This window comes from Bifidobacterium sp. UTBIF-78 (assembly GCF_006408945.1).
In the GTDB taxonomy this organism is placed as follows: Bacteria; Actinomycetota; Actinomycetes; order Actinomycetales; family Bifidobacteriaceae; genus Bifidobacterium; species Bifidobacterium myosotis.
The window spans coordinates 75,741-89,636 of record NZ_JFAO01000003.1; the positions used below are offsets into that span (position 1 = coordinate 75,741).

At 64.0% G+C, this 13,896-nt stretch carries 6 protein-coding genes and 1 pseudogene; 6 read left to right on the forward strand and 1 reads right to left on the reverse strand.

The annotated features are described in order from the left end of the window. The first annotated feature begins 303 nt into the window (after positions 1-303). From gltB to BG22_RS00875, 6 genes and pseudogenes are all read left to right on the forward strand, one after another. Complete coding sequence (gene gltB, locus BG22_RS00850; RefSeq protein ID WP_140492257.1) at positions 304-4,875, forward strand: glutamate synthase large subunit; 4,572 nt, start codon at positions 304-306, stop codon at positions 4,873-4,875. Position 4,876: 1 nt separating this feature from the next. After that, positions 4,877-6,415: a glutamate synthase subunit beta gene (locus BG22_RS00855; protein WP_140492260.1), complete on the forward strand. Its 1,539-nt coding sequence runs from the start codon at positions 4,877-4,879 to the stop codon at positions 6,413-6,415. Positions 6,416-6,992: 577 nt separating this feature from the next. Continuing rightward, positions 6,993-7,865 carry a C39 family peptidase gene (locus BG22_RS00860; RefSeq protein ID WP_181163320.1) on the forward strand — a complete coding sequence of 291 codons (873 nt, stop codon included), beginning with the start codon at positions 6,993-6,995 and terminating at the stop codon, positions 7,863-7,865. Between the two features lie 230 nt (positions 7,866-8,095). After that, a complete protein-coding gene (locus tag BG22_RS00865; protein WP_140492266.1) occupies positions 8,096-9,736 on the forward strand; it encodes an ABC transporter substrate-binding protein in 1,641 nt (546 codons plus the stop codon). Between the two features lie 338 nt (positions 9,737-10,074). Further along, positions 10,075-11,952, forward strand: a pseudogene (locus BG22_RS00870) (DUF5696 domain-containing protein); the annotation flags it as partial. Between the two features lie 165 nt (positions 11,953-12,117). Then, positions 12,118-12,582 carry a hypothetical protein gene (locus BG22_RS00875; protein WP_094668494.1) on the forward strand — a complete coding sequence of 155 codons (465 nt, stop codon included), beginning with the start codon at positions 12,118-12,120 and terminating at the stop codon, positions 12,580-12,582. 207 nt (positions 12,583-12,789) lie between these two features. On the opposite strand, the gene BG22_RS00880 is transcribed toward BG22_RS00875, so the two are convergent. Further along, on the reverse strand, positions 12,790-13,863 hold the full coding sequence (locus BG22_RS00880) for a hypothetical protein (RefSeq protein WP_140492270.1): 1,074 nt from the start codon (positions 13,861-13,863) through the stop codon (positions 12,790-12,792). Positions 13,864-13,896 lie beyond the last annotated feature (33 nt).

A 13,896-nucleotide genomic window follows, 5' to 3' on the forward strand; every position in this document is an offset into this window, starting at 1 on the left:
CACGAATTGGTGTCGAAGGCTGGACTCGCGTGTGCTCAGACTGAAACCCACCATGCCATCTATGCAGGTGCCCGCATACGTCGCCGACGCCGTCGCACGTTAGGGCCATCACGATTCCATAACGGCTTTCCTTCGCCGGCGCGGCTTATCAGCAAAATCGGCTAAAATCAAGCCTTGACTTTTTCTGCAATTCGGTATATGGACAGCGAAACGCAATCGACATACCGCAACGCTACTCTGTCAACAGCAACTTAGGAAGTGGCACGTTTGTGAGCGCGCCCATAAGCAATTGAGGTGATTTCGGTGACATTCAAAGCCCCGCTTGATCTCACGGTCCATGCTCCGGACGGCATGTACGACCCCTCCAACGAGCATGACGCCTGTGGTGTGGGTATGGTCACCACCTTGAACAAGCGTCCGGAACGCAAGATCGTCACCGACGCCATCGAGGTGCTGGTCAACCTGGATCACCGCGGTGCCGTGGGTGCTGAGGAGAACACGGGCGACGGCGCCGGCATCCTGATGAGCATGCCGGACGAGTTCATGCGTGCCACCGTCCCCTCCGACCTGCCCGAGGAGGGCCATTACGCCGCCGGCATCGCGTTCCTCGACCGCGACATCGAGACCTCCGGCCAGCAGGAGCAGGCCATCGCCAGGATCGTGCGCGAGGGGGGTCTCGAAGTGCTCGCCTGGCGCGTGGTGCCCACCAACCCGGACGGCCTCGGACTGCAGGCGCTCGCCGCCATGCCGGGCTTCAAGACCCTTGTGGTCGCCTCCCCGGATGGTTCCCTCGCCGGCATCGACCTCGACCGCAAGACCTTCCGCATCCGCAAGCGCGTGGAGCATGAGGTGGGCGTGTACTTCGCCTCCCTCTCGGCCCGTACCATCACGTACAAGGGCATGCTCACCACCATGCAGCTCACCAAGTTCTTCCCGGACCTGAACGACGAGCGCATGAAGGCCGTCATCGCCATCGTCCACTCCCGCTTCTCCACCAACACGTTCCCGAGCTGGCCGCTGGCCCAGCCGTTCCGCCTGCTGGCCCACAACGGCGAGATCAACACCATTCAGGGTAACCGCAACTGGCTGTCCGCCCGCGAGGGCCGTCTGAGCTCCGAACTGCTTGGCGAGTTCAAGCCGCTGCTGCCGATCACCACGCCCGGCTACTCCGATTCCGGCACCTTCGACGAATGCCTCGAGCTGCTGCATCTCGCCGGCCGCTCCCTGCCGCACGCCATCTGCATGATGCTGCCGCCGGCGTGGGAGAAGGACCCGAGCCTCGACCCGGACGTGCGTGCCTTCTACGAGTACAACAACACGCTCATCGAGCCGTGGGACGGCCCGGCCGACATCGTCTTCACCGACGGCACCCAGGTGGGCGCCCTGCTCGACCGCAACGGCTTCCGCCCCGGCCGCTGGCAGCTCACCGACGACGGCTACCTTGTGCTGGCGTCCGAGGCCGGCGTCATCCCCGAGAACGCCCCGGAGCATGTGGTGGCCAACGGCCGCCTCGAGCCGGGCAAGATGTTCCTCGTGGACACCGCCGAGGGCCGCATCATCCCGGACGAGGAGATCAAGAAGAACCTCGCCGCCCAGCACCCGTACCGCAAGTGGGTCGAGGGCAACTCAGTGGAGCTTTCCGACCTGCCCAAGCGCGAGCATGTGAACCACTCCGGCCAGTCCGTCCAGCGCCGTCAGCGCGCCTTCGGCTACACCGAGGAGGACCTGAAGCTACTGCTCACCCCGATGGCCAACACCGGCAAGGAGCCGCTGGGCTCCATGGGCAACGACACCCCGTTGCCGGCCCTGTCGAACCGCAGCCGCATGCTTTTCGACTACTTCCACCAGAAGTTCGCGCAAGTGACCAACCCGCCGCTCGACTGGGAACGCGAGGAGATCGTCACCTCCCTCGAATCCGCCATCGGCCCCGAGCCGAACCTGCTGGCCGATTCCGAGCTGCACGCCAAGAAGATCCTCATCCCGCTGCCCGTGGTCAACTCCGACGAGATGGCCCAGCTGAAGCGCCTCGACAAGGCCCGCGTGCTCGGCGGCTACTACCGCCCGTACGTGGTCAAGGGCCTGTATCAGGTGGCTGGCGGCGGCAAGGCCCTGAAGGAGCGTCTGGACGAGATTTTTACCGAGATCGACCAGGCCATCGAGGACGGCAAGAACTTCATTGTGCTCTCCGACCGTGAATCCAACCACACATGGGGCCCGATCCCGTCGCTGCTGCTCACCTCCGCTGTGCAGCACCACCTGCTGCGCCGCCACACCCGCACGCAGATTTCCATGGCCGTCGAGGCCGGAGACGTGCGTGAGGTGCATCATGTGGCCCTGCTCATCGCCTACGGCGCCGCCTGCGTGAACCCGTACCTGGCGTTCGAATCCGTGGAGAACCTGGCGCGTACCGGCTACCTCAAGGTGGATGCGGACACCGCCGTGAAGAACCTCACCAAGGCCCTGTCCATCGGCGTGCTCAAGATCATGTCCAAGATGGGCGTCTCCACCATCATGAGCTACCGCGGCGCTCAGCTGTTCGAGGCCGTCGGCCTCAACCAGGAGGTCGTGGACGAGTACTTCACCGGCACCACCTCCCGCGTGGGCGGCGTGGGCCTCGACGAGCTCGCCGAGGAGGTGGCCATCCGCCACCGCGTGGCCTACCCGAACCAGTGGACTGCCGCCCCGCACCGCAACCTGCGCACCGGCGGCCTGTACAAGTGGCGTCGCACCGGCGAGGACCACCTGAACGACCCGGAGGCCATCTTCCTGCTTCAGCAGTCGACCCAGCGCGGCGACTACCAGATGTTCAAGAAGTACTCGCACCACATCAACGACACGTCGAACCGCATCATGACCCTGCGTGGCCTGATGAAGTTCAACGAGACCCGCAAGCCCATCGACATCTCCGAGGTCGAGCCGGCCAGCGAGATCGTCAAGCGCTTCTCCACCGGCGCCATGAGCTACGGCTCCATCAGCCAGGAGGCCCATGAGACGCTCGCCATCGCGATGAACTCGATCGGCGCGCGCTCCAACTCCGGCGAGGGTGGCGAGTCCGACGACCGCATCGAGGACCCGCAGCGATACAGCCGCATCAAGCAGATCGCATCCGCGCGCTTCGGCGTCACCTCCGACTACCTCGTGCACGCCACCGATTTGCAGATCAAGCTCGCCCAGGGCGCCAAGCCCGGCGAAGGCGGCCACCTGCCGGGCGCCAAGGTGCCGCCGTGGATCGCCACGGTGCGCCACGCCACCCCGGGCGTGGAGCTCATCTCCCCGCCGCCGCACCACGACATCTACTCCATCGAGGATCTGAAGCAGTTGATCTACGATGCGAAGCTCGCCAACCCGAAGGCCCGCATCCACGTCAAGCTCGTCTCCGAGTTCGGCGTCGGCACCATCGCGGCCGGCGTGGCCAAGTGCCATGCCGACGTGGTGCTCATCTCCGGTTACGACGGCGGTACGGGCGCGGCCCCGCTCAACGCCATCCGCCACGCCGGCACGCCGTGGGAGATCGGCCTGTCCGAAACCCAGCAGACGCTGATCCTGAACGGCCTGCGCTCCCGCATCGTCGTTCAGTGCGACGGCGAGCTCAAGACCGGCCGCGACGTGGTCATCGCCGCCCTGCTGGGCGCCGAGGAGTTCGGCTTCGCCACCGCCGCGCTGATCGTCGAGGGCTGCGTCATGATGCGCGCCTGCCAGAAGAACACCTGTCCGCAGGGCATCGCCACGCAGGACCCGGAGCTTCGCGCCCGCTTCCGCGGCAAGCCCGAAAGCGTGGTCAACTTCTTCATGTTCATCGCCGAGGAGGTGCGCGAGATCCTCGCCCAGCTCGGCTTCAGGACGCTCGAGGAGGCCGTCGGCCACGTCGAGTGCCTGGACCAGAACGAGGCCATCAAGCGCTGGAAGTCCAACGGCATCGACCTGTCGAACGTGCTCAAGCAGGCCGGCCCGGTGCCGGGCACGATCCTGCACCAGACCATCGAGCAGAACCACGAGCTCGAGAAGTCGCTCGACAACGAGCTCATCAAGCTCGCCGAGCCGGCGCTCGAGCGCAAGGAGCCCGTGCGCATCGAAATGCCGATCCGCAACGTCAACCGCACGGTCGGCACGATGGTCGGCTACGAGATCACCCGCCGCTACGGCGAGCCGGGCCTGCCCGACGACACCATCGACATGACCCTGCACGGCTCCGGCGGCCAGTCCATCGGCGCGTTCATCCCGCGCGGCGAGACCCTGCGCATCTACGGCGAAGTCAACGACTACGCCGGCAAGGGCCTGTCCGGCGGCCGCATGATCGTGCGTCCGGAGACCAACGTCACCTTCGATCGTCACGAGAACGTCATCGCCGGCAACGTGACCGGCTTCGGCGCCACCTCCGGTGAGATGTTCGTGGCCGGGCGCGCAGGCGAGCGATTCGCCGTGCGCAACTCCGGCGCCACGTTCGTCGTCGAGGGCGTGGGCGACCACGGCTGCGAGTACATGACCGGCGGCACCGTGGTGGTGCTCGGCCCCACCGGCCGCAACTTCGGCGCCGGCTTCTCCGGCGGCAACACCTACGTGCTCGACCTCGACATGAAGAAGGTCAATCCGGGCGCCATCAAGTCCGGCGCGCTGCTCTTCAAGTCCCTGGACGCCGAAACCTCCAAGCTGGTGTACGACCTCGTCAAGCGCCACGCGGAGGAGACCGGCTCCCAGTTCGCCTCGGCCCTGCTCGAGGACTGGAACGAGACCGTCAAGCGCTTCACGCATGTGGTGCCGAAGCAGTATCTGGCCATGACCCGCGCCATGGAAGAGGCCAAGGCCAACGACATCGATTTCAATTCGCCCGGAGCCTGGGATCAGGTCTACGAGCACGTCATGGAAGGAGTGCGCTGACATGGGCGACCCGAGAGGATTCCTGAAGGTCCGTACGCGCCGCGAGCTGGCCGAACGACCCATCGAGGAGCGCATCAAGGACTGGTTCGACGTCCACGCCGAATCCGGTCTGCAGCCGTGGACCCGCGAACAGGCCGCACGCTGCATGGACTGCGGCACCCCGTTCTGCATGACCGGCTGCCCGCTGGGCAACATCATCCCAGAGTTCAACGATCTGGTGCGTCAGGGCAAGTGGGAGGACGCCTACAACCGTCTGTCCCAGACCAACAACTTCCCCGAAGTGACCGGCCGCATCTGCCCGGCCCTGTGCGAGCAGGCTTGCGTACTTGGCATCCACCAGCCGCCGACGATGATCAAGAACGACGAGTGCACGATCATCGATCAGGCATGGGATCTGGATTACGTCAAGCCCCTGCCGCCGCAGCGCCTGACCGACCAGACCGTGGCCGTGGTGGGCTCCGGCCCTGCCGGCCTCGCCGCCGCCCAGCAGCTCACCCGCGCCGGCCACACCGTGGTCGTCTACGAGAAGGACGATGCCATCGGCGGCCTCATGCGCTACGGCATCCCGAACTTCAAGCTCGAGAAGGGGCTGCTCGACCGCCGTGTGGAGCAGATGGAGGCCGAAGGCACGCGCTTCCGCACCAACGTGGAGATCGGCAAGGACATCTCCTGGGACGACCTGCGCGACCGCTACGACGCCGTCGTGGTGGCCATCGGCTCCCGCGTGCCGCGCGACATGAAGATCCCCGGCCGCGAGCTCGACGGCATCCACTTCGCCCTCGACTTCCTGCCGGACGCCACGCGCCGCGTCTTCGGCGTCAAGCCCGTCAACGACATCACCGCCAAGGACAAGCACGTCATCGTCATCGGCGGTGGCGACACCGGTTCCGACTGCCTCGGCACCTCGATTCGCCAGGGCGCCAAGGACGTGACCGTGCTGCAGATCATGCCGAAGGAACCGGAGACCCGTCCGGCCAACCAGCCGTGGCCGACCTTCGCCCGTACCTACCAGAAGACCACGTCCATGGCCGAGGGCGGCACCTACCTGTACAGCACCGACTCCGTGAACTTCATCGGTTCCGAGGAGGAGCAGGCCAAGGTGAAGATCGAGAACTCCACCACCGCCGAAGGCTTTGTGGCGGACGAGCACGGCCATGTGACCGGCCTCAAGGTGGTCTCCGTGGCCCCCGGCGAGAACGGCCCGTTCACCCGCCAGCCCGGCACCGAGCGCGTGCTGCCCGCCGACCTCGTGCTCATCTCCGTGGGCTTCCTGCACCCGGACACCACCACGCTGCTCGACCAGTTGCCCGTCGAACTCGACAAGCGCGGCAACATCGCCCGCAACGACAACTTCGCCACCTCGCAGGACGGCGTGTTCGTGTGCGGCGACGCCGGCCGCGGCCAGAGCCTCGTGGTCTGGGCCATCGCGGAGGGCCGCTCCTGCGCCGCCGCCGTGGACGAGTACCTGTCCAGCGAGAAGACCAGCGAGCTGCCCGCCCCGATCAAGGCCAGCGACCGCCCGATGATGCTGCCCCGCTGACGGCATTCGGCGCAGGCACGGCCTGAGGGCACGATCGTAGTTTTAGGCCAACTTTGCGAAGGCTCCCCATCATGGGGAGCCTTCGTCGTTTTCTCCGCTTTTCCGCCGAATGCGGACCGCCGAAGGACCTGATTTGTATACATCAGGCGTGGAGTGGCCTTTATACATTTCCAGCGCTAACGGTCGCCGTCAATATGGGAGCCGGGGCGATGCGGTACGATACACTGATTTGACGGTTTTTGAAGTGTTGTACCGCAACATTGCGGTACAACAGCCGAAGCAATCGTTTGCAACAGACATCGTACCAACGCGACGATGATGAAAACCGCGGGAATAAGCCATTCTTGATATACGAGCTACATCATATCTTGGTGATGGCTCGGTACGATATGCGAAAAACACTTGATTTCGCGTATCGTACCGCACGTCTGTCGGATGCGCCGGAACCGGGACATTGCCGGCTGGCACGGCGACGGCGCTGCTCCGATATGATGGAATCATCGGAAGGCGGTGTGCGATGGGGCGGGAACGACGGCGTTGGCTGATTGTGTGCATCACGGTTATGGCGGTGGCTCTTGTGGTGTTCGGCGGCTATGCGTTGGTCCGGCAATACGGCCTGAACCATGGGGATCATGCCGCGAATCAGGCCGTCTCCTCCGGGGGCAACTCCAGCGTGTCCGGCGCAATCACACCTGATGATGGCCCCTCAGCCTCACCAGACACGAATGCGGACACCGGCAAGGACGGACTGGTCGACCCCGCCGTGCTGGCCGGGCTGAACGAGGGCGTCGACGATTCCTATCCCGGCGACGGATGGTTCTGCAATGCGGCCGGCGAGAAAGCCCGATCGATGCGGGAATGCACGGATAAGACGAAGCAAACCGAGACGCAAACCAACCGTGTGATGCTTGAGATACCGCAGCGTGTGCAGGAGAGAAGCTACTGGTGTATGCCGGCGGCGTTGCAGATGATATTGGCCTATCACGGGATCGATGTGAGTCAGGCCACGTTGGCTGAACGGATGAATGCCAGATCGGATGTTGGCACGGTGGATGTGGATTTGGCTCGTGTGGCCAACGCCTATCTATTCGGTGTCGAAGATTCCAATCCGAGTGGCGACGGATACCATGTGCAGGCCATTGACCGAGGAGATACGGATCCGGCGATAGCCAGCACGTTCGCCTCTCGGGTGAAGGAAGGTCTGTCTGCCGGGTATCCGCCCATCGTCACACTCGACATTCACGTACTGTATCCGGAAATCGGCCATGCCAGCCATGCGGTTGTCATTGTCGGATATGATGCGGTGCCGGACGGGTCCATTGCGCAATACTATTTCATCGACCCCTACTACAAGGTGCAGGATGCCGATTACGGAGGGCTGAAGACCGCTTCCGCAGAAGAGATGATCAATGCGATTGTGGCCAATAAGGAGCCGGCATATATTTGGTGACGTTGAAGATGGAGTAATGACATCTCAAATCAAGGCCAATCAAGGCTAATCAAGGTCAATCACGCCGGAATTCCCGCATTGCTGTCTATCGAACAGGCCGCCTCACCATCTAGATGACCGGTGTGTATATCGGTGTTTATATTTCGGGAATTGTGCATATAAAGTTAACAAAACCCTCCTACAGTGTTTCCCTGTCGCCAACGGGCGGCAAACATCAGATGGAGAGGTTCATGAAGAAACGTCATGTCACGGCACTGGTAGCGGCCGGTGCGGCAATTGTCATGCTGCTCAGCGGCTGCGGATCGACCGGCAACACGTCGAACTCCGGCAGCTCTGCGGACAACAACATCATTTCCGTGTACGGCAGCGAGCCGGCGCACCCGCTGTTCCCGGGCGCGGTCACCGAGGCGGGCGGCGGCAAGGTCGTAGACCAGCTGTTCGCGGGTCTGGTCACCTATGACGCCAAGGGCGGCATCCACAACGAGGTGGCCGAAAGCATCACCTCCAGCGACAACGCCACGCACTACGTCATCAAGATCAAGAGCGGCTGGAAGTTCACCGACGGCACGCCGGTGACCGCGCACTCGTTCGTGGACGCCTGGAACTACACCGCCAACAGCGCCAACAAGCAGGGCAGCGCCAGCTTCTTCAGCACCATCGAGGGCTACGACGACCTCCAGAAGCCGGACGTGGACCCCAAGGCCACGCTCTCCGGCCTCAAGGCCGTGGACGACAGCACCATCGACGTGCGCCTGAGCCAGCCCGATTCGGCCTTCCCGGTCAAGTCCGGCAGCCACGCCTACATGCCGCTGCCCGAGTCCGCGTTCAAGGACCCGAAGAAGTTCGGCGAGAACCCGGTGGGCAACGGTCCGTACAAGTTCGTCTCGTGGACGCACAACCGCAGCATCGAGATGGTGAAGAACCCCGACTACAAGGGCAACCGCGTGGCCAAGAACGACGGCCTGACCTTCAAGATCTACACCTCGCCGGATTCCGCCTACGCCGACCTGCGCGGCGGCAACCTCGACTTCACGCACGCGATCCCCTCCACCGCGCTCAAGTCCTTCCAGTCCGACAAGACCATCAAGGCCTACAACCAGCCTGGCGGCAACACGCTCACCTTCACCATCCCCGAATGGCTTGACCACTTCGGCCAGAACGAGGAGGGCAACCTGCGCCGTCAGGCCATCTCCATGGCCATCGACCGCAAGACCATCGCCGAGAAGATCTTCAACGGCACCTCCACGCCGTCCGTCGACTTCCTCGCCGCGCCGATCAGCGCGTACTCCGAGAACCTCAAGGGCAACGACGTGCTCAAGTACAACCCCGACAAGGCCAAGGAGCTGTGGGCCAAGGCCGACGCCATCTCCCCGTGGAGCGGCGACTTCAAGATCGCCTACAACGCCGACGGCAACGCCAAGGGCTGGGTGGAAGCGGTCTGCAACTACATCAAGAACTCGCTCGGCATCAACGCCGAGGGCGCCCCGATGTCCACCTCCGACGAGTTCCTGTCCAACGTGGATTCCGGCAAGATGACCACCGCCTACCGCAGTGGTTGGGGTCCGGACTACCCTTCCGCCGACAACTACCTCATCCAGCTGTACGACTCCAGCTCCACCGGCGGCAAGGGCGCGAACAGCGGCAACTACAAGAGCGACGAGTTCGACGCCCTGATGGACAAGGCCCTCTCCGCGCCGTCCACCGAGGAAGCGGACAAGTACTACCAGCAGGGCGAGGAGGTCCTCATGCAGGATCTGCCGGCCATCCCGCTGTGGAACCAGAACGCCACCGCGGTCAGCACCCCGAACGTCTCCGGCGTCGAGTTCGACTACGGCGGCGGCCCGGTGTTCACCGAACTGACCAAGAAGTGACCGATTGGCGGGCGGCCGTGAATGTCTTCCGGCCGCCTGCCGGCGTCGCTGTAATGCCTAGCTGACGCCCTATCAATGTCCCACGACGCCCGCCTGCCCCGATTCGGCAGACGGGCGTCTTGTGCGCAGGTTCCGGAATCGTCGGACGTCCCGCCCGCCCGGATTATCGGGTACAGTCGTCACGGGATAACCGGAGCATCACCGGGACATCACCGGGACATCACTGGGACATCACCGGAACATAACAATCGATCGATTCCCAAGCCAAACGCAAACCAATCGCAAACCAGGCACAAGCCAACCGCAACAATCACAGGAAAACAGGAGCACAGCACATCATGGAATTCACCGCGTCCGGCACCACCGTACGCTTCGACGAGCGAACACTGCAGTTCACGGTCCGGCGCGATGGCGCCGAATGGGCCACCGTCACCGAGGACGGACCACGGCTGGAAAGCGCGCAGGGCACGTTCGCGTTCGGCCAGGCCACGGCCATCAGCCACGAGGCGCGCGAGACCGGCACCGGTGTGGGCGTACGCAGCGTCTTCACCGGCTTCGGCCATGGCGCGTACGCATTCGAGACCTACGTGTGGATCGAACGCGCGTCCGGCGACGTGCTCTTCGAATGGATACCGCTCAACGAAAGCGGCCTTGATGTCACCAAGGTCGTCTGGCCGGCGGCCCTGACCTTCGACCGCGCGAACGACAAGGACGTCACGCTCATCACCCACGAACAGGGCGTGATGATCCCCAACACCTGGCCCACCGCCGTGGCCACCAAAGACATCACCTTCGACGGCCGCTTCGAGACGGCCGGCGGCTACATGCCCTGGTTCGCCCAGCTGCGCGAGGACGGCCACGGCTATATCGCCATCTGCGAGACCCCGTGGAACGCCGGATACGGCATCGACCATCCCGCCGGCGGCCCGTACACGCACGTCGGCACATGGTTCGAGCCCAGCCTCGGGACGATGGACTACCGTCGCGTCGTGCGCTTCCGCCTCCTCGACCACGCCGATCACACGGCCGTGTGCAAGGAGTACCGCGCGTACGTCAACGAGCGCGGCCGACTGCGCACGCTCGCCGAAAAGGCGGCGCGCAACCCCTCCGTGCGCGACCTCATCGGCCGCTCGTGGGTGCACGTCGGCATCAAGACCAAGGTGCAGCCCGACTCGTACTACTACGACAAGGACCATCCCGAGAACAACGGCTCGCTCGTCACCTTCGCCCAGCGCATCAAGCAGATGCGCACGTTGCACGACATGGGCGCCGGCCGGCTGTACATGCACTTGGATGGCTGGGCCCAGCCGGGATACGACAACGAGCACCCCGACTACCTGCCCGCGTGCGAGGAGGCCGGCGGCTGGGATGGCATGAAGGCGCTCGTGGACACCTGCCACGAGCAGGGCGACATCTTCGGCACCCACGACCAGTACCGCGACTACTACTTCACCGCGAAGACGTTCGACCCGAACAACGCGATTCGTCTGGCAGACGGCACGATGCCCGAGCACGCGCGCTGGGCGGGCGGCCACCAGACCTACCTGTGCGCCGAGCTCGCCCCGGACTACGTGCGCCGCAACTTCGCCGAGATCGCCGCGCATGGCATCCGGCTCGACTGCGCGTATCTGGACGTGTTCACCTGCAACGAGGGCGACGAATGCTCGAACCCCGAGCATCGCATGACGCGTCGCGAATGTTATGAGCGTCGCGCCGAATGCTTCGAATACCTGCTCTCGCACGGCATCCTGTCCTCGTCCGAGGAGGTGTCCGACTGGGCCGTGCCGAGCCTCGTGTTCTGCCATTACGCGCCGTACGACTTCCAGATGCGCTCGCCCAGCGCGCCGCGCCACGGCGTGCCGGTGCCGCTGTACAACCTCGTCTACCACGACTGCGTTATCGAGCCGTGGATGATGGACCGCGTCGTGGATGGCGACGACTACATGCTCTACGCCCTGCTCAACGGCGGCGCCCCCTACCTGATCCGCGACGCCGCGTACATCGGCGTGGACGGCGACATGGACGCGGAACAGCGCGCCCGCACGGAGAACGAGATCGAACGCTGCCATGTGGTCGCCGGATTCCACGAGCGCGTCGGCATGCTCGAGCTCGTGCGCCACGAATTCGTCGACGGCGACCCGCTGGTGCAGCGGTCGGTGTTCGCCGACGGTTCCGCGGTCACCTGTGACTTCCATACGCAGGGCTACCGGTTCTCGGGGTTCGATGCGGGCGTGGCTTCGGGCGTGGCTACGACAGCTGCATCGACGGTTGCCCCGACAGCTGAATCGACGGTTGCGGACAAGTGAGTCGTCAGGCGAGCCATCGAGCCGTCAAGCGAGTAATATAGCCAACAGTGTCATCGCTGAAACAGGAGTAGTAAGATGCCAAATCGCGCAGAACGTCGTGCCCAGGCCAAGGCCAACCGTAGGGGAGTGCCATCGCAGTATGATTCCACCCGCGGTCGCGGCCGTGGCGGCATGATTGACGAATACCAGCTGCAGGAGCGTTCCCGCAGGCTGCAGGACGGCGAGTCGCTCGGCCCGTGGAAGCCCAGCGCCGTCGTCGAGTCGGAGCCCGAGACCGTGCTCAACACCAACCCGGACTACACGAACCCGAAGATGTTCAAGGCGCCCCATTCCGTGCGCCAGTGGTTCCGCGTGGGCAGCTGGACACTGATCTCGCTGGCCATCATCGCGTTCTTCGTGGTCATGTGGCTGCCGAGCCACCCGATGTGGCTCATCGCCACCGTCTCCGGCGTGTTCATCGTGGGTGTGGTGAGCCTGTTCTTCACCGCCGGCGATTCCAAGCACAACCCGAACCTCGACCAGAACGGCACCGCCGTCTGAGTCCTTGCTGTTCGTCGTCTTCGGGCGTAATCGTATTGCGGTCTTTCGGGGTTTGCGCCCCGGAAGACCGTTTTTTCTTTGGCTTTGCGGCTTGTACGGACGGCATGTGCGGACGGGTATGTGCGCGTTTGCAAATGCGCGATGCGCGTGTACGCGACCATATCCACGCACACACGCACACACGCACACACGCACATACGCCCGCAGCTACATCACGGCCTCGCACTCGCCGCGGTGAATCGCCTCGGCGGCCTTGTCGGTGTACTCGTTCATGAGATATTGCGCATGCTGGGCCTCCGCGGCCTGACGGGCGCTTTCCTCGGTCCACGCGCGATCCGCTCCGAGGTACTTGATCGCGTAGCTGTTGGTGACGCCTTCGGTCCGGTCGATGCCGTCCTGCACCGCGATTGGCGGATGGCTGGTGCCGCAGTACATGTGGATTGCGTGGTGCGCGAGCTCGTGCCGTATGGCGGCGGCGGGCGCGTAATCGGTGTCCCAGCCGCTGGCGTTCGGATTCGCATAGATCACATTGGGCGTCACCGGGCAGTAATACGCGAAGGTCTCCTTGTCCTCGAGCGCCTTCATATCCGGGTTCGTGGAGGAGGATTTCGTGCAGTATTGATTGCCGGCGTTGAAGTCCCAGTTCACCTGCATGCCCGCAAGCTCCACGATCTTCTGGGCGCTTTCGGCGTAGGTGGAACCCATGGAGTTGCTTGCGGCGGCGATCTTGGCCTCCAAGTCGGCCCACAGGGGCTTGAGTTCGACGGAATTCTGCCCATCCACCGTGTAGGTCTCGCCGTCGCGGCCGGTCAGGGTCACCGTGACGGCGAGCGGCTCGCCTTTGAGGAAGTGCCCCTCCACCGTATCGGTATCGGTCCGGTACGAGGTGATGAGGTCATCCATCTCCTCGGCGTTGATGCCGATGGTGTCGCCCATCAGCTTGATCTCCGAGGTGTATTTGCCCAATACCGCGATGAAGTCGGTCACGTACTTGCCGCCATCATCCGTGATGGGGATGCGGTATTTGTCCATGAATGCCTGGAGATCGTCGAGTGCCTCGTTGCTGTATTGGGTGTACTTGCCGTTGACATAATCCAAGGTCTCCTGATACGAGGGGCGTTCCTTCATGGAGATGTATTTGACCGTGGGTTTCGTATCCTGCGGGGTGGTTTGGCTTTGGGATTGCTGGGATTGCCGGGCCGCGTCGTCGACGGCCTTGTTCGCCACCGCGACGAAGCCCGCCGTCACCGCGGCGAAGAGCAGCACCGGAATCAGAATCACCGTGATGATGATCGCGGCGATGCCTCCGCCGCC